A 16,930-nucleotide genomic window follows, 5' to 3' on the forward strand; every position below is an offset into this window, starting at 1 on the left:
GAGATGTGATGAGTCAGACCTATAACGTCGCAGTGGTTGGGGCGACTGGCCTTGTTGGCGAGGCAATGATCGAGCTGCTGGAGTCCCGTGGCTTTCCGGTTGAAAACCTGTACCCGCTGGGCAGTGATAACTCCGCAGGCTCCGTGATTTATTTCAACGGCAAATCCCGCCGTGTGGGAAATCTGGCCGAATTTGATTTTTCGCAGGTACAGATCGCGCTCTTTTCTGCAGGCAGTGATGTCGCTGCCGAGTACGCGCCCCAGGCTGTGGAGGCTGGCTGCGTGGTGATCGACAACAGTTCCTGTTTCCGTGATGAGCCCGAGGTGCCGCTGATCGTGCCGGAGGTAAACCCGGAGCGGATTCATGAGCACACGGGTATCATTGCCAACCCCAACTGTTCGACTATCCAGATGCTGGTGGCCGTGGCGCCCATCTACCGTAGCGTAGGTATTCGGCGGATCAATGTGGCAACCTACCAGGCGGTGTCCGGTGGTGGTCGCAAGGCGGTGGAAGAACTGGCGCGTCAGACTGCGTTGCTGCTCAATGCGCAAGAGGTCGATACGCAGATTTTCCCCAAGCAGATGGCGTTCAATGTACTGCCGCAAATCGATGATTTTGATGACAGCGGTTATACACGCGAAGAAATGAAAATGGTCACTGAAACACGCAAAATCCTTGAAGATGAGGATATCGGTGTGAATCCGACCTGCGTGCGCGTTCCGGTGTTTTTTGGTCATAGCGAAGCGGTGCATATCGAGACCCGCGAGCAGATCAGTGCGCTTGAAGTGCGCGAAATGCTGCAGATGGCACCCGGCATCGAGGTGGTTGATGAAGCGCTGGCCGGTGGCTGGGCCACGCCAGTGACTGAGGCGACGGGCAAAGATGCCGTTTTTGTCAGCCGTATTCGTGAAGACCTTTCCAGCGAGAACGGCATCGATCTGTGGGTCGTGTCTGACAATGTGCGAAAGGGGGCTGCGTTGAATGCGGTTCAGATCGCCGAGCTGCTGATTCAGTCGGGTTTGTAAAATCGACTTTAAAAGGGCTGCGGCCCTTTTTTAATGCTATTTTTTCCTGATAAAAGTGGGTTAAGGCGTAATTCAGGAAGTTGGTCCGGTGCTTTCCTTGACCGTCTCCTACTTTATAAATAATACTCTGTTCGATATTCGGAATCGCAACTGTCTGATTTGATGGCGTAATCAGCCAGTGGACAAAAGGAAAAAGCAGATGTGGCGTAAACTTGCTTTAAGTCTAGCTGTAGCGGGAGTCCTAGGGGCCAGTCAGGCGCATGCTCTGGGTCTGGGGCAAATCCGAATCAAGTCAGCCTTGAATGAGCCGCTCGATGCGGAGATTCAACTGCTGCAGGTTCGCGATCTGGATCCGATGCAGGTCCTGCCGAAAATGGCGGATCTGGATCAGTTTGCAATGGCCGGCATTGATCGTTCCAGATTGCTGTCCGATGTTAAATTCAAGGTTAATATCAATCAGAACGGTACCGGCAGCATTCGGTTGACCTCGAGCAGGCCGGTGCGCGAACCCTTTCTCAATTTGCTGGTAGAGGTGAACTGGCCCAATGGCCGGTTGGTGCGCGAGTATACCGTGCTGCTGGATCCGCCTGCGTTTCAGGCCGCTGCCATTGGTGGTAGCACCGCACCGGAGCCTGCGCAGGTCGCCCGTGCCGCCGTGCCGGCACCGCAGCCGGTGTTTGCACCGCCATCGCGTTCCCGCCCCCCGGCGAACAACATTCGTACCAATATGAATGCGCAGACACAGGTGTTCGTTGAAACCAACGATACCCTGGGTGGTTTGGCCAAGCGGCATTTGCCGGCGGGTGCCAATATCAACCAGATGATGCTGGCCTTGCAGCGCAAAAATCCCCAGGCATTCCCCAGTTCCAATATCAATTTCCTCAAGGCCGGTGTCGTGCTCGACATTCCGAGTCCGAGTGAAGTGAAGGCGTTAAGTGCCCGAGAGGCTGCCAACGAAGTGGCGCGGCAGATGCAGCGCTGGAAAGCGGGTACAGCGGCGCCCGCGCCCAGTGCGCCACAGCAGGACGGCTCAAAAAAAAAGCCGCTAGCCCCGGATGATGCGCAGCCCGCAGCGGTAGCGGCGGGAGAGGGGCAGCTGAAAATACTGAGCGCGCCTGATCAGGCTGACACGGCTCAGGATGAAACGGGTTCCGCCAAGGTGGCCGAAGCGTCGATAACGGACCCGGAAAAAGCCGAACTGCTGCGCCGTAATGAAGAGTTGGAAAACCGCCTCGCCGTGACTCAGGAGTCGGTCGACAAGATCGAACGCGAGAATAGCGAGCTCAATGACAAACTGACAGCCATCTCGCAGCAGATGGAAACCCTGCAGCGCCTGCTGGAACTCAAAGACCAGCAATTGGCTGCGTTGCAGGATCAATTGCAACAGGTTCAGCCTGCTGCGGCGGTGCCTGAGTCCTCCGCAGCACCAGCGCCCAAAACGCCGTCCGGCATCATTGAAACAGTGCTCCAAACGCCGGCCTACATGGCGGGACTGGGTGCCGTCCTGGGTGGCTTGCTGGTCGGTCTTATCGCGCTTGGGCGCAGGCGGCGTGATGATGACGGCGAGGATGCGAGTGATGACACGCACCTGGAAACACGTCATGAGATGAATAAGGAGTCAGGTGCTGCACTGGCCGGTGCAGCGGTTGCCACTGCCGGCGCAACGGCGGTCTGGATACCGGCTGAGGAGCCGGAATCCGAGCAGGACACCGTCGCGTCAGAGACTCAGTCCGAGGATGTTCCGACGGGCGCTGCAGCGGATGCGGCTGATTTTGACCTGGATCTTGACCTGGACCTGGATCTTGCAGATGACGCTGCACTTACTGCAGCAGCCGCCAGTACCGAACCTAAAGCATCGTCAGATCGTCCGTTATTTGAAGACGATGAGTTCGACCTGGGCCTTGATACGGACTTTGAAGAAGAGGCGCCGGCCAAGAGCCAGGTTGCTGACGTCGATGACGACTTCGATGATAGCCTGGATGATCTGCTGGGCCTGGCGCCCGGCGATGAGGCTGAAGCCGAACGTGCTGCCCTGCGCTCTGGCATGGGGCAGCTGGATACCGGGGTCGAGGAGTTTGAAGAGCCTGAAGAAACACTCGAAAGCCTGGGGCTGGACTCGGTCATTGAGGCCAGCAATGTTCCCAGATCGGCGGAAGAAGAAGTGTCCGATTACCGCCCGGGCAGCAAGGTTGAGACCAGTGTCAGCGATGAGGATGACGGGCTTGATTTCCGCCTGAATCAGGTAGCGCCGCTGGATCTGGCACAGGATGATGATCTGATCGATGCACACAAGGGCAAAGCTGAGCCCGAGGTGGAAGCGGCTTCGGATGCGGCGCCGGAAGTCGAATTTGCACAGCCTGATGCCGATCTCAATCAAGAGGAAGAAGCTGGCGCACCGGTGGAGAATGTCCTGGATGAGCAGCCGACGCCCGAAGCGGTCGTGCAGCCCGCCGTAGAAAGCGAGTCTGTCGACTCCGATGACGATGCGCTCGAGTTTGAACTGGATGATGCGTTAGTCTTCAATCCGCCGCAGACAGGCGAGGCCGCCGGGGATGAGCCGGCTGCAGTCGAGCCGGAAGAGGCGCTGGATGATCTTGATGACTTGCTGGCCGAAAGTATGCCCGCTGAGGTGGGCGAGGCGCCGGATGAGGTTGAGTTGGAGTATCATGGCGACGACGATGATCTCGATGCGATGCTGGCTGCGCTGGAGTCTGAGTCAGGTCCTGAAGCGGATGCCGTCGATGCTCAAGCGTTGTCGCTGGACGAGGATGACCACGATCTCGAGGTATCCCTCGACGATGACATGGATCTGGATACTGAGCTGGAAGCGCTGCTTGGCTCCGTAGATGATGATATTGCGCTTGACGAAAGTGGCGCCGATGACGAAGATCGCGGGTTTGAAGACATGGGTTTCCTCGAAGGGACTGACGAAGTCGAAACCAAGCTTGATCTTGCGCGTGCCTATATCGATATGGAAGACCGCGACGGCGCCAAGGATATACTGAGCGAGATACTGAGCGAAGGTAGCGATGTCCAGCAGCAGGAAGCTCGCAAACTGATGGAGTCTATTGCGTAAATTCATGAAGTCCGAAACAGAAACTACCCCGGGGGCGATTTCGATCGCCCCCGTCCGTTATGCGCTCTGTGTTGAGTATGCAGGCTTTGCCTACCGGGGCTGGCAGACACAGAAAACCAACAATGTTCCCAGTGTGCAGGAAACGGTGGAAAAGGCCCTGAGTCGGGTCGCCAACGAGCCGATCAGCGTTGTCTGTGCAGGGCGTACCGATGCCGGTGTAAACGGCACTTATCAGATCATTCATTTTGATAGTACGGCGCGCCGCGATGAGCGGGCCTGGGTGCTGGGCACCAATACCAATCTGCCGGATGATATTGCAATCCAGTGGGCCCGTCGGGTCGATACTGAATTTCATGCCCGCTTCAGTGCCCGGGAGCGGCGTTATCGTTATCTGATCCGCTCGGCTGCGGTCAAGCCCGCGCTGCTCGCCCGCGGCGTCACCTGGACCCACAAGAAGCTCGATATTGTGCGCATGAACGCAGCGGCGGCCTATCTTGTCGGTGAGCACGACTTTACCTCTTACCGTGCCATTGGCTGCCAGGCCAAGAGTCCGGTGCGCGAGGTCCGTGTGCTGCAGGTCTATCAGGCCGCAGAGCTGATTGTTATTGATGTGCAGGCCAATGCGTTTTTGCACCATATGGTGCGTAATATTGCAGGTGTGCTGATGAAAGTGGGCGCCGGCGAGGCGGAGCCTGAGTGGGCGCAGGCGGTGTTGCAGGCGCGGGACCGGCGCAAGGGAGGCATTACGGCGCCGCCCTACGGGCTGTATTTTGTCGATGTGCGTTATCCGGCGCATTTCGAGCTGCCGCCATCGCCGCTTGGGCCCTATTTCCTGGCCGGGGCGGACTGACTTTCGGGCAGGCCTTCTGTTATTATCGTGCGTTTTCACAGGATCAACGTTCGTGACTACACGCGTCAAGATTTGCGGTATCACTCGACTCGAAGACGGACTGGCTGCGGTACGGTTAGGGGCTCATGCGCTGGGCTTCGTATTTTATGCCAAGAGCCCGCGCTGTGTGACGCCCGAGGTGGCGGCAAGCATCATCGCAGGCCTGCCGCCGTTCGTGACGACCACCGCCTTGTTCGTCGATGCGGCACCGGATTACATCGAGCAGGTCGTGGCCAGCACGGGCGTCGACCTGCTGCAGTTTCACGGCAATGAGTCCGCAGCATTCTGTGGTGGCTTTAATCGCCCCTATATCAAGGCGCTGCGCATGAAACCCGAGGTGGATATTGCCGCTCGCGTGCGGGAATATCCCGACGCCCGCGGTGTTCTGCTGGATGCATATCGGGCCGGAGTGCCGGGTGGTACTGGCGAGGCGTTTGACTGGGCACGCATACCGGTGTCGTTGCGACCGCAGATCATTCTGGCGGGCGGTTTGAATCCGGATAATATTCGATCTGCCATAGAGCAGGTCAGCCCCTTTGCCGTGGACGTCAGTGGAGGCGTTGAAGCGGCAAAAGGTATCAAAGATCACAATAAACTGAAGCAGTTTATCGAAGAGGTGGCACGTGCCGACAAAAGCTGAGCTGGCTGCGCTGATGCAGTTACCGGACGATCGCGGACATTTTGGTCCCTACGGCGGTCGTTTCGTTTCCGAAACACTGATTGGGGCACTCCAGGAACTGGAAAGTACCTACGAATCGCTGTGGCGGGATCCGGAATTTCAGGCAGAGTTCGACAAGGACCTGGCACACTATGTGGGTCGTCCGTCGCCGCTCTACCATGCTGAGCGACTGTCCAGGGAAAATGGCGGTGCGCAGATTTACCTCAAGCGCGAAGACCTGAACCATACCGGTGCGCACAAGGTGAACAACACCATCGGTCAGGCGCTGATTGCCAAGAAAATGGGCAAGCCGCGTGTGATTGCTGAAACCGGTGCCGGGCAGCATGGTGTTGCTTCCGCGACTGTAGCGGCGCGCCTGGGGCTTGAATGTGTCGTGTACATGGGCATTGAAGACGTACGCCGTCAGGCATTGAACGTCTACCGCATGAAACTGCTGGGTGCCACCGTGGTGCCGGTGGAGTCCGGTACCCGCACGCTCAAAGACGCCATGAACGAAGCCATGCGCGACTGGGTCACCAATGTCGATTCGACCTATTATATTATCGGTACGGCCGCAGGGCCGCACCCCTATCCCAAGCTGGTGCGGGATTTCCAGAGCATTATCGGTCGCGAAGCCCGCCAGCAGAGCCTGGATCAGATCGGTCGCCTGCCGGATGCGCTGGTCGCCTGTGTGGGCGGCGGCTCCAATGCCATCGGTCTGTTCCATCCCTTTATCGAAGATGCGGACGTTCGCATGTACGGCGTTGAAGCGGGCGGTTATGGCATTGAAACAGGTCAGCATGCCGCGCCCCTGTCGGCCGGGCGTCCGGGCGTGCTGCACGGCAACCGCACCTATCTGATGGAAGATGACGCGGGCCAGATTCTGGGAACCCATTCGGTGTCGGCAGGTCTTGATTACCCCGGTGTCGGGCCTGAACACGCCTGGCTGAAGGATGCGGGTCGCGCCGAATATGTCGATGCCACCGATGAAGAGGCACTGGCCGCGTTCCGCACCCTGACCAAGGTTGAAGGCATTATGCCGGCGCTGGAGTCCAGCCACGCGGTGGCCTATGCACTCAAGCTTGCCCGTACCATGCGCAAAGACCAGATTATCGTCGTTAACCTGTCCGGGCGCGGCGACAAGGATATTCACACCGTTGCCAGCCTCGATGGTATCGACGTCTAAGCGAATTGCTGGAGTACAGATTGACATGAGTCGTATTAAAGACTGTTTCGCCCGCCTGGAGACGGCCGGACGCAAGGCGCTGATTCCCTATGTGACAGCAGGCGATCCGTCGCCGGCGGTCACCGTGCCACTGTTGCACGCGATGGTTGAGGCCGGGGCCGACATTCTCGAGCTGGGTGTGCCTTTCTCCGATCCCATGGCGGATGGCCCGGTGATTCAGCTGGCCTGTGAACGCGCCCTGTCGCATGGTACCCGCCTGCTGGACGTACTGGACATGGTGGCGGAGTTCCGCACAACCGACAGCCAGACTCCCATCGTGCTGATGGGCTACCTCAACACGGTTGAAGTCTTGGGCTACGCCAATTTCGCCGCGCGCGCCAAGGCCGCCGGTGTCGATGGCATTCTGACGGTGGACTTGCCGCCGGAAGAGTCCGACGAGTTTGTCGAGGTCATGCGCGCGGCCGAGATCGACGTGATCTATTTGCTGGCGCCGACGACCGACGAGTCCCGCATCAAATCGGTGTGTGAGAAGGGCAGCGGCTATGTCTACTATGTCTCGCTCAAGGGCGTGACCGGTTCCGCAGCGCTTGATGTTGCGGCCGTGGAAGAAAAGCTGAAACAGGTGCGCCGTCATACCGACATGCCGCTGGGTGTCGGTTTTGGTATTCGTGACGATGCGTCCGCCCGGGCGGTGTCCCAGGTCGCTGATGGCGTTATCGTCGGCAGTGTGCTGGTTAATCGCATTGCTGAGCTGGTGGCTCAGCCGGAGCAGATTCCCGCGCAGGTATCCCGTATTATTGCCGGCATGCGTGCCGCAATGGATGCCTGAAAATCGTTGAACAGTTTTCCCGCACAGGGATTGGAGCAACATGAGTAACTGGCTGGAAAAAATTGTCCCTTCACTGGCGCGTAACGCCCAGAACCGTCGATCCAACGTGCCGGAAGGGCTTTGGAAGAAATGCCCCAAGTGTGAGGCGGTGTTGTACCGTCCGGAGCTGGACAAGAACCTGAACGTTTGCCCCAAGTGTAACCATCATATGCGCCTTGGTGCCCGCAAGCGTCTGGAGATGTTTCTGGATGCCGACACCCTGCGCGAGATTGGTGCCGACGTTGAGCCGGTTGATCGCCTGAAGTTCCGGGACTCGAAAAAGTACAAGGATCGCCTGTCAGCGGCACAGAAGGAAACTGGCGAGAAGGATGCCCTGGTTGCCATGCGCGGTGAGCTGGATGGAATGCCGGTGGTCGCGGTTGCATTTGAATTCCGCTTCATGGGCGGATCCATGGGGGCTGTGGTGGGCGAGCGTTTCGTGCGTGCCGCCAATGTGTGCCTGGAAGAGGGTATTCCGCTTGTGTGCTTCTCAGCCTCCGGTGGTGCCCGCATGCAGGAGGCACTGACCTCCCTGATGCAGATGGCCAAAACCAGTGCGGCGCTGGAAAAAATGCGCCAGGCGGGCATTCCGTACTTCTCGGTGCTGACCGATCCCGTCTACGGTGGCGTATCGGCGAGTCTTGCCATGCTGGGTGATCTCAATATCGCCGAACCCAAGGCGCTGATTGGTTTTGCCGGTCCTCGCGTTATCGAACAGACGGTGCGCGAAAAGTTGCCCGAAGGCTTCCAGCGCAGCGAGTTTCTGCTGGAGCACGGTCAGGTGGATATGATTATTCACCGCAAGGAACTTCGCGAGCGAATCAGCTCGCTGTTGCGCAAGCTTACGCACTATAGCGAAGCTTGATTCAGCGCCTTCGAATCCGGGGTCGCCGGGCCGCTGATCACTGATCAGGCGGTTCGGTCGGCCCCGGTTTAGCTTTTAGCGGATGAAACTTAAATGTTATCTGGCAGTCCTGAGAATCTGAGTGAATGGCTTGAACGTATTGAAGCCTGTCATCCCAGTGATATTGAGCTGGGCCTGGATCGCGTGCGGGACGTTGCCGCCAGGCTTGCGCTGGACTTTCCTCGCAGCAAGGTTGTTACCATCGCCGGCACCAATGGCAAGGGATCGACGCAGACGTTCCTCGATCATATGCTGCGTAGTGCCGGCTACAGTACGGCCTGCTACAGCTCGCCGCATTTTCTGCGTTATAACGAACGCGTTCGCATTAATGGCGCGGAAGTGTCCGATGCCGTGCTGTGTGAGGCGTTTGCCGCGGTTGAAGCGGCGCGTGGCACTATTGCGCTGACCTACTTCGAGTATGGCACCCTGGCTGCATTGAAAATATTTGCGCAGCAGGCGCCGGATGTGGTGCTGCTGGAAGTGGGCTTGGGCGGACGTCTGGATGCGGTGAATATCGTTGATCCCCAGGTTGCCGTGGTGACCACTGTGGCGCTGGATCATACCGATTGGCTGGGTGATACGCGTGAACTGATCGGCCGTGAGAAAGCGGGCATTTTCCGTGCAGGTACTGCAGCGGTGTGTGGGGATCCCGAGCCGCCCGAGTCCGTGGCCGCCGTGGCGCACGAGCTCGGTGCGTCTATGTACCAGGTCGGCACTGACTTTGCGTATCAGGAGCTGTCGTCCGGTTGGTGCTGGCAGGGTCATACGCGAGCAGGCGTTGCGGTTGAGCTGACAGATCTGCCATTGCCAGTGTTGCCGCTGCCCAATGCGGCCACGGCGCTGCAGGTGCTGCATCTGCTGCTTGAGTCGCCATCGCGCAAGGCGATCGAGTCGGCACTGCGTGCCGCAACGATGACCGGACGGATGCAGCAGCTGATGCTCGGCGATACTGAATGTATTCTGGATGTGGCCCATAACCCCCAGGCGGCGCAGTATATCGCCGGTCGTCTGGCCAAATCGCCGCCCGCCGGTCGCCTGCACGTTCTGCTGGGAATGCTCGGCGACAAGGATGTTAGCGGTGTATTGACGGCACTTCAGCCGGTGGGGCAGTGCTGGCACTTTGCCAGTCTGGGCGGGCCGCGCGGTCAGAGCGCCGAGGCACTGGCCCAGCGCATGCATGTATTGGACCCGCAGGCGCAGTGCTGGACCTATGAAAATGTGCCGTCTGCCCTGTCCGGTGTGCGCCAGCATGTAGGGGCGGCGGATCGGGTGCTCATTGCCGGTTCCTTCTTTACGGTGAGCGCGGCTCTGGAGCAGCTTGAGCGCAGCACCTGACACGCTAAGGCGGGCGAGTGTCGTTGGGGCCTGCCAGATTTTCCGGCACAGGCCGGAGTATCGGGAAATGCCCGGGCGGAATGGATGTTGTGGAATTCCCGGTGTCACAGTCACCGGGACGATGTGTAAAGGGAACTTGTTTGAATGAAGGGGCGCAAGCATGAATGACGGACTCCGACAGCGGTTGGTAGGTACAGCGGCGGTCCTGGTGGCAGCGCTGGTGTTCATTCCGTTGTTTTTTGATGGTGATGGCTATCGGGAGCGGCATCTGCCGAGCAATATTCCGCCAGGGCCGGAGCTTGCCGAGATTGTGAGTATCGAGCCGCAGTTAGAGGCATTGCCCGATACACAGGCGGTTGCGCCCGCGCTCCAGCCGCGCGATATCGAACCTGTGGTCGAGGCCGTCGTACCGGTGCGGGACGCTCAGCCGGTGGCGCCGGATCTGGAGCTGAGTGCCGATACGCCGGTGCTGGATGAGCAGAATGTTCCGGTCGCCTGGACACTGCAGCTGGCGAGCTTTAAGGACGAGGCAAACGCCAAGTCGTTGCGCAAGAAACTGGTAGGTTCGGGCCACAAGGTGTACACAAGACGTATCGGCGAGCTGGTAAAGGTCTACGTAGGGCCCGATATACAAAGAAGCAAGCTTGAAGCGCTGCAGGCAGAGCTCAAGAAGGATTTCGATCTCAACGGTATTATCGTGCGTTTTACCACACAGTGAGCATTGGGTTGTGTCAGGCCCTCTGTTAGAATGCGCGCTGTTTAAAGGATCCGACCGGAATAATGAACTGGGCTGACTGGACCATCATCGCTATCATCGCCATTTCAGGGCTTTTCAGCCTGAAACGGGGCTTCGTCAAGGAAGCTCTGTCCCTGGCAAGCTGGGTAGCGGCCTTCATAGTCGCGCGACTCTTTACGGCTCCCCTGAGCCTGGTGTTGCAGGACTACATCGAAATGCCATCGGCGCGTGTTGCCGTGGCCTTTGCTATCCTTTTTCTGGCTACCCTGATCGTTGGCGCCCTCATCAGTGCGCTGATTGTAGCGCTGGTGCAGGCCACCGGGCTGAGTAGCACCGACCGTATACTTGGAATAGGTTTCGGACTTGCCCGCGGGGCTTTGCTGATCGTGGTTATGGTAGCGCTGTTAGGCATTACTCCCGCGACGCAGGATCCCTGGTGGCATGATTCGCGTCTAATTCCCCATTTTATTCAAATGGAATCCTGGACACGTGATTTGGCGCAGGACGTCGTGCGTGCAATATGGAATGTTGGACGCTAGTTGAACATCCGTAGCGGCAGGTTTCATCAAGGCTTTTCTGAACTGGTTTGAGGTGCGTTACATGTGCGGTATTGTCGGCGTTGTTGCCAAATCCTACGTCAATCAGACGATTTTCGACGCGCTTACGGTGCTGCAGCACCGGGGCCAGGATGCGGCCGGCATGGTGACCGGTGAGGGGAACCGGTTTTTTCTGCGTAAGGATAACGGCCTTGTAAACGAGGTATTCCGCACCCGTCACATGAAGCGCCTTGCCGGTAACGCCGGTATTGGTCATGTGCGTTACCCAACGGCCGGTAGCTCCAGCGCTGCTGAAGCGCAGCCGTTTTATGTCAATTCGCCCTACGGCATTGCGCTGGCCCACAATGGCAACCTGACCAACGCCGATGCACTGGCCGACGAAATGTTCCGTGCCGACCTGCGTCATATCAACACCACCTCCGATTCGGAAGTGCTGCTCAACGTCTTCGCACACGAATTGCAGGGTCAGCGTAAGTTGCAGCCCACGGCCGACGATATGTTCAGCGCTGTGAAACGCGTTCACGAGCGCTGCACCGGTGGCTATGCGGTGGTGGTCATGATCACGGGTTACGGCATTCTGGCGTTTCGTGACCCAAATGGCATACGTCCGCTGTGCTACGGCAAACGCGAGACCGAAACCGGCGAAGAGTATATGGTTTCGTCCGAAAGCGTGGCGCTGGATGTATGCGGATTCACCCGCGTGCGGGATATAGAGCCCGGTGAAGCCATTTACATCGACATGGATGGCAACGTCCATACCCAGCAGTGCGCACGTAACACCCGATATGCGCCCTGCCTGTTTGAATATGTCTATCTGGCACGGCCTGACTCCATTATTGATGACGTAAACGTGCATATGTCCCGCATGCTGATGGGGGAAAAGCTCGCCGCCAAGGTGCTGCGTGAGCGTCCGGACCACGATATCGACGTGATTATCCCCATTCCTGATACCAGCCGGACGGCTGCGCTGGAAATGGCCAAGTCCCTAAAGGTTGATTTTCGCGAAGGCTTTATCAAGAACCGTTATATCGGCCGTACATTTATCATGCCGGGGCAGGGCGAGCGCAAGAAGTCGGTGCGCCGCAAGCTTAACCCCATTGAGATGGAGTTCCGCGGCAAGGTGGTGATGCTGGTGGATGACTCCATCGTGCGCGGTACCACGTCCAAGCAGATCGTCCAGATGGCGCGGGACATGGGTGCCAAGAAGGTTTACTTCGCATCGGCATCCCCCGCGGTACGCTTCCCCAACGTATATGGCATCGACATGCCAGCGGCGAACGAGCTGATCGCCCATGGCCGTACGGAAGAGGAAGTGGGCGCCTATATCGGTACCGACTGGATGCTGTTTCAGGAGCTGGACGACCTCAAGGCGTGCGTCAGCGCAGGTAATCCGGCAATTCGCGAGTTCGATACCTGCGTGTTTGATGGCAAGTATGTAACAGGCGATGTCGATGGTGACTACCTGGCGCGGCTCGAGGCCAAGCGCAACGATGCGGCCAAGTCGGATGACGAAGTTGACACCGAAAGCAATGAGTCGGCTGATCTGCACACCAAAATCGATTAACAGAGGACATCGCGCAGCATGAAAAAATTCGAGCGCGAAGAACGTATCCAGTTTGATGCGACCGGCTACGAGTTCGCTACCCTGGCGGTGCGCTCGGGTCAGCAGCGCACCGATGAAGGCGAGCATGGCGATCCGATTTTCACGACGTCGAGCTTTGTCTATTCCAGCGCCCGCGAGGCGGCCGCCCGGTTTTCCGGTGATGAAGAGGGCAATATCTATTCCCGCTTCACCAATCCCACGGTACAGGCTTTTGAGCGCCGCATTGCGGCGCTTGAAGGCGCCGAGCGTGCCGTGGCCACGTCGTCCGGCATGGCCGCGATTCTGAGTACCGTACTGTCATTGCTCAAGGCGGGTGATCATGTGGTGTGCTCGCGCAGTGTCTTTGGGTCCATCGTGTCACTGTTCGACAAATACCTGAGCCGCGCCGGCATTGAAACCACCTATGTCGACCCAACCGACAATGATGACTGGCGCAATGCGATTCGCCCCGAGACCCGGTTGTTCTTCCTGGAATCGCCGTCCAACCCGCTGGCACAGCTGGCCGATATCCCGGCCGTGGCGGCCATCGCCCACGAGCGGGATATCCTGCTGGCGGTCGACAACTGTTTCTGTACACCGGCACTGCAGCAGCCGCTGGCCCTGGGGGCTGATATCATCATCCACTCGGCCACCAAATTTCTGGATGGCCAGGGGCGTTGTGTGGGTGGCGCGGTTGCCGGCCCCGAGGGCCTGATGGCCGAAGTGTTCGGCTTTATACGCACCGGTGGAGCCTGCATGAGTCCATTCAATGCCTGGGTCTTCATGAAAGGTCTGGAAACCCTCAAGCTGCGCATGGACGCGCACTGCGCCAGTGCCATGGCGCTGGCGCAGTGGCTGATTGAGCAGCCGGGCATCGACAAAGTGTACTACGCAGGTCTGCCGGACCACCCGCAGCATGAACTGGCCAAGCGTCAGCAGAGCGCTTTCGGGGCAGTCGTCTCGTTTGAAGTGAAGGGCGACCGCGAAGCCGCCTGGCGCTTCATTGATGCGACGCGCATGCTGTCGATCACCGGTAACCTGGGTGATACCAAGAGCACCATCACGCATCCGGGCACGACGACCCACGGGCGCATGACGGCTGCAGACCGGGCCCGCGCCGGTATCCGCGACAACCTGATCCGCGTCTCGGTAGGGCTTGAGGACCTGGCGGATATCAAGCAGGACCTGCAGCTTGGACTTGAGGCGCTCTGATCAGCTGACGATTAATCGGACGACTGGGCGTCTGTCGTCGCTGTTGGTTGCTGCGCCTGTGGTGCTGGAGAGCGCCTCAGCCACCGGCGCAGAGGTATTGCGCCTCGATATGGTGCAACGCGCCGGCGGGGCGTAATTGACTGCTTTTGAGGCTGAACATGTCAGCCTCAAAACAGAATGCCTGGCCATAAAAGCGTGCGGCTACATGTTCCAGAACGGTACTGAGGCGATTGCTCGGGCATCTGCCCAGCGTAATGTGGGGAATGAAGCGGCGTTGCTGCAGCGGGATACCGGCGGCGCGCAATGCGCCACCAATCTGGTGCTGCAGTCGCTCCAGTGAAGGCTGTGGGTCCACCCCGAGCCATATGACGCCGGACGCAAACTGTCCCACGCCCTCGCAACGCAGGTTCATTGGCGAAAACTCGATCTGCTCCAGTGCGCTGTAAATGGCCTCGAGCCGGTGGGCCGGCTGCTCACCGAGAAAGTGAAGTGTGATATGCATGCGCTCGGGCGCCGTCCAGTGCAGATGACGCACCGGCTGCTGCAGGCGGCCGATAACGTCCTGTAGCCGGTCGGGCAGATCAATGGCCACAAAAAGTCGCATAACATCCCTCCCTTAATTCTGATCACCGTATAATATGCGGTTTTCCACTGTTTAGATGAATACGACGTGAAAATCATACTGGCACCGATGGAAGGCGTGGTCGACTACCTGATGCGTGATGTGCTGACCCGCATCGGCGGTATCGATCTGTGTGTCACCGAATTCGTTCGCGTAAGCCAGAATCTGCTGCCCGACAGTGTTTTTTATCGCCTGGCGCCCGAGTTGCTGCGTGGCGGTACCACGCCGAGCGGAGTGCCGGTGATCGTGCAGTTACTGGGCAGTGATCCTGAGCTGATGGCCGCCAATGCCGAGCGTGCAGCAGCGTTGGGTGCGCCCGGAATTGATCTTAATTTTGGCTGCCCCGCCAAAACGGTCAATCGTAACCGTGGTGGTGCCGTGCTGCTGGAAACGCCGGCAGATGTACATGGCATTGTGGCCGCGGTAAGGGCTGCGGTTCCTGCGCATATTCCGGTCACGGCCAAGATGCGTCTCGGATACAGCGACAAGGCGCTGGCGCTGGACAATGCCCAGGCCATCTTTGAGGCCGGGGCCGATGGTCTGGCGGTGCATGCCCGTACCAAAGTGGAGGGGTATCGACCGCCGGCCTACTGGGAATACATCGCCCAGATTCGTGAGGCCATTTCCATACCGGTAACCGCCAATGGTGAGGTCTGGAGCTGGGATGACTACCAGCGCTGTCGCGAGGTCAGTGGCTGCGAGGATGTCATGATCGGCCGGGGCCTGATCTCAAGGCCGGATCTTGCCCGTTCCATCAGGCGCCGCCTGCAGGGTGAAGATGAAGCCGGCATTGACTGGCAGGAAATGCAGGGTGTATTGCTCGACTATTTCGACCAGATCGTGGCTGACAAGGTACGTGGTTATGTCCATGGCCGCCTTAAGCAGTGGCTGCATCAGCTGAAAAAACACTACCCCCAGGCAGAGGACCTGTTCAGCCAGGTCAAGACGCTGCGCGATATTGAGCCCATTCGCCAGCTGCTGCTCGAGCAGCGCGCCGCCGCCTGACCGGTCAAGGCGCTTCAGGCGCTGCGGGCGTGAATGCGCACCGGCATGCGTCGAGCGCCCCAGGTGCCCGGGCCTGCTTCAAAATGCCCCGGCACCTGTGTGCCGCAGTGGCTGCATTGTCCTGCCGGGTTCAGATTCCATTCCCCAAGCTGATACCAGTCCCGCTCAATGAGCAGTTCGCCGCAGTCCGGACACCAGGTGGAACTGCCTGTCCTGTCGTGCACGTTTCCGGTATAGACATACTTTAATCCCTGCTCCATTGCGATGCGCCGTGCCCGGGTCAGCGTCGACGGGGGCGTGGATGCCTTGTCGAGCATCTTCCAGTCTGGATGGAAGGCGCTGAAGTGCAGCGGCACGTCTGGCCCCAGGTTCTCGAGGATCCACTGGCACATGGCCTCGATTTCGCTGTTGCTGTCGTTTTCATCGGGAATCAGCAGATTGGTGATTTCGAACCACACATCGGTTTCGTGGCGCAGGTACTTCAGTGTATCGAGCACCGGAGCCAGCTCGCCGCCGCAGATTTTCTTGTAGAATCGCTCGGTAAATGCCTTGAGGTCGACGTTGGCGGCATCGATATGGCGGTAGAACTCGGCCCGTGGCTCGGGGCAGATGTAACCTGCGGTGACGGCGACGGCGCGGATATCACGCTCACGGCAGGCATCGGCGACGTCCATGGCGTACTCCATGAAGATGACCGGATCGTTGTAGGTGAAGGCAATCGAGCGGCAGCCCAGTCGCAGGCAGGTGTCCGCGAGATCCTGTGGCGACGCCGAGTCGGCGAGGGTATCCATCTCCCGTGACTTGCTCATGTCCCAGTTCTGGCAAAACTTGCACGCCAGGTTGCAGCCCGCGGTGCCGAACGACAGTACCGGAGTACCAGGCAGAAAATGGTTCAGCGGCTTTTTCTCGATCGGGTCGACACAGAAGCCGCTGGAGCGGCCATAGGTGTACAGCATGATCTGGTCATTTTCCCGCCCGCGCACGTAGCACAGGCCACGCTGGCCCTCGCTTAACTTGCAAAAGCGCGGGCACACATCGCACTGAATCTTGCCGTGATCAACCTGATGCCAATACCGGGTCGGGACCGGTTTTATATCTGAAGCCTGCATGCTGTTGCCTCGTTCTGTTCTGTTCTGCCCTGTATAAAGTTTAGTCAAAGAGTTGCGGTACCGGGGCTGCATGCGGTGGCGACGTCGTACTGCGGGCTATACTTTTAATAGCGCGTTGGGGGCGAAGCCCAGGTGGTCAGCTGGGGCTGAGTTTGTTGGAGTCGCT

Annotated in this window: 15 protein-coding genes; 13 read left to right on the forward strand and 2 right to left on the reverse strand. The window is 58.8% G+C overall.

Features of this window, described 5'->3' with window-relative positions:
- The first annotated feature begins 8 nt into the window (after window positions 1-8).
- From F451_RS0105700 to F451_RS0105755, 12 genes are all read left to right on the forward strand, one after another.
- A complete protein-coding gene (locus F451_RS0105700; RefSeq protein ID WP_020680392.1) occupies window positions 9-1,025 on the forward strand; it encodes an aspartate-semialdehyde dehydrogenase in 1,017 nt (338 codons plus the stop codon).
- 199 nt (window positions 1,026-1,224) lie between these two features.
- Window positions 1,225-4,101 carry a FimV/HubP family polar landmark protein gene (locus tag F451_RS0105705; protein WP_083928356.1) on the forward strand — a complete coding sequence of 959 codons (2,877 nt, stop codon included), beginning with the start codon at window positions 1,225-1,227 and terminating at the stop codon, window positions 4,099-4,101.
- Window positions 4,102-4,105: 4 nt separating this feature from the next.
- A complete protein-coding gene (truA, locus tag F451_RS0105710; RefSeq protein ID WP_020680394.1) occupies window positions 4,106-4,951 on the forward strand; it encodes a tRNA pseudouridine(38-40) synthase TruA in 846 nt (281 codons plus the stop codon).
- A 52-nt stretch (window positions 4,952-5,003) separates the two neighbouring features.
- Window positions 5,004-5,630: a phosphoribosylanthranilate isomerase gene (locus F451_RS0105715; protein ID WP_020680395.1), complete on the forward strand. Its 627-nt coding sequence runs from the start codon at window positions 5,004-5,006 to the stop codon at window positions 5,628-5,630.
- Window positions 5,614-6,834, forward strand: a complete 1,221-nt coding sequence (gene trpB, locus F451_RS0105720) for a tryptophan synthase subunit beta (protein ID WP_020680396.1) — start codon at window positions 5,614-5,616, stop codon at window positions 6,832-6,834. Before F451_RS0105715 ends, trpB begins: the two co-directional genes overlap by 17 nt.
- Before the next feature lie 25 nt (window positions 6,835-6,859).
- Window positions 6,860-7,663 (forward strand): tryptophan synthase subunit alpha, encoded by an 804-nt coding sequence (gene trpA, locus F451_RS0105725; RefSeq protein ID WP_020680397.1) that lies wholly within the window; start codon window positions 6,860-6,862, stop codon window positions 7,661-7,663.
- Window positions 7,664-7,703: 40 nt separating this feature from the next.
- Window positions 7,704-8,567: an acetyl-CoA carboxylase, carboxyltransferase subunit beta gene (gene accD, locus F451_RS0105730; RefSeq protein ID WP_020680398.1), complete on the forward strand. Its 864-nt coding sequence runs from the start codon at window positions 7,704-7,706 to the stop codon at window positions 8,565-8,567.
- 93 nt (window positions 8,568-8,660) lie between these two features.
- Window positions 8,661-9,941, forward strand: a complete 1,281-nt coding sequence (folC, locus tag F451_RS0105735) for a bifunctional tetrahydrofolate synthase/dihydrofolate synthase (protein ID WP_020680399.1) — start codon at window positions 8,661-8,663, stop codon at window positions 9,939-9,941.
- A 160-nt stretch (window positions 9,942-10,101) separates the two neighbouring features.
- Window positions 10,102-10,659, forward strand: coding sequence for an SPOR domain-containing protein (locus F451_RS0105740; RefSeq protein WP_020680400.1), 558 nt, complete (start codon window positions 10,102-10,104; stop codon window positions 10,657-10,659).
- Between the two features lie 62 nt (window positions 10,660-10,721).
- Window positions 10,722-11,216, forward strand: a complete 495-nt coding sequence (locus F451_RS0105745) for a CvpA family protein (RefSeq protein WP_020680401.1) — start codon at window positions 10,722-10,724, stop codon at window positions 11,214-11,216.
- A gap of 61 nt (window positions 11,217-11,277) precedes the next feature.
- Window positions 11,278-12,798 (forward strand): amidophosphoribosyltransferase, encoded by a 1,521-nt coding sequence (gene purF, locus F451_RS0105750; protein WP_020680402.1) that lies wholly within the window; start codon window positions 11,278-11,280, stop codon window positions 12,796-12,798.
- 18 nt (window positions 12,799-12,816) lie between these two features.
- On the forward strand, window positions 12,817-14,028 hold the full coding sequence (locus F451_RS0105755; RefSeq protein ID WP_020680403.1) for an O-succinylhomoserine sulfhydrylase: 1,212 nt from the start codon (window positions 12,817-12,819) through the stop codon (window positions 14,026-14,028).
- A 76-nt stretch (window positions 14,029-14,104) separates the two neighbouring features.
- Here the strand turns inward: F451_RS0105755 and thpR are convergent, their stop codons facing one another.
- Window positions 14,105-14,632 carry an RNA 2',3'-cyclic phosphodiesterase gene (gene thpR / locus F451_RS0105760; RefSeq protein WP_020680404.1) on the reverse strand — a complete coding sequence of 176 codons (528 nt, stop codon included), beginning with the start codon at window positions 14,630-14,632 and terminating at the stop codon, window positions 14,105-14,107.
- A 66-nt stretch (window positions 14,633-14,698) separates the two neighbouring features.
- On the opposite strand from thpR, the gene F451_RS0105765 reads away from it, so the two are divergent.
- Complete coding sequence (locus tag F451_RS0105765) at window positions 14,699-15,655, forward strand: tRNA dihydrouridine synthase (protein ID WP_020680405.1); 957 nt, start codon at window positions 14,699-14,701, stop codon at window positions 15,653-15,655.
- A gap of 14 nt (window positions 15,656-15,669) precedes the next feature.
- Here F451_RS0105765 and amrS read toward each other — a convergent pair whose 3' ends face one another.
- Entirely contained in the window at window positions 15,670-16,764 is a 1,095-nt protein-coding gene (amrS, locus tag F451_RS0105770) for an AmmeMemoRadiSam system radical SAM enzyme (RefSeq protein ID WP_020680406.1), read from the reverse strand.
- Window positions 16,765-16,930: the final 166 nt, after the last annotated feature.

The organism is Marinobacterium rhizophilum DSM 18822, from assembly GCF_000378045.1.
GTDB classification, from domain to species: domain Bacteria; phylum Pseudomonadota; class Gammaproteobacteria; order Pseudomonadales; family Balneatricaceae; genus Marinobacterium_A; species Marinobacterium_A rhizophilum.

Excerpts from the sequence above, each read along its gene's own strand:
- F451_RS0105700 (WP_020680392.1), top strand. The coding sequence starts at position 9 with ATGAGTCAGACCTATAACGTCGCAGTGGTTGGGGCGACTGGCCTTGTT.
- F451_RS0105705 (WP_083928356.1), top strand. The coding sequence starts at position 1,225 with ATGTGGCGTAAACTTGCTTTAAGTCTAGCTGTAGCGGGAGTCCTAGGG.
- truA (WP_020680394.1), top strand. The coding sequence starts at position 4,106 with ATGAAGTCCGAAACAGAAACTACCCCGGGGGCGATTTCGATCGCCCCC.
- trpA (WP_020680397.1), top strand. The coding sequence starts at position 6,860 with ATGAGTCGTATTAAAGACTGTTTCGCCCGCCTGGAGACGGCCGGACGC.
- accD (WP_020680398.1), top strand. The coding sequence starts at position 7,704 with ATGAGTAACTGGCTGGAAAAAATTGTCCCTTCACTGGCGCGTAACGCC.
- folC (WP_020680399.1), top strand. The coding sequence starts at position 8,661 with ATGTTATCTGGCAGTCCTGAGAATCTGAGTGAATGGCTTGAACGTATT.
- F451_RS0105740 (WP_020680400.1), top strand. The coding sequence starts at position 10,102 with ATGAATGACGGACTCCGACAGCGGTTGGTAGGTACAGCGGCGGTCCTG.
- F451_RS0105745 (WP_020680401.1), top strand. The coding sequence starts at position 10,722 with ATGAACTGGGCTGACTGGACCATCATCGCTATCATCGCCATTTCAGGG.
- purF (WP_020680402.1), top strand. The coding sequence starts at position 11,278 with ATGTGCGGTATTGTCGGCGTTGTTGCCAAATCCTACGTCAATCAGACG.
- F451_RS0105755 (WP_020680403.1), top strand. The coding sequence starts at position 12,817 with ATGAAAAAATTCGAGCGCGAAGAACGTATCCAGTTTGATGCGACCGGC.
- thpR (WP_020680404.1), bottom strand. The coding sequence starts at position 14,632 with ATGCGACTTTTTGTGGCCATTGATCTGCCCGACCGGCTACAGGACGTT.
- amrS (WP_020680406.1), bottom strand. The coding sequence starts at position 16,764 with ATGCAGGCTTCAGATATAAAACCGGTCCCGACCCGGTATTGGCATCAG.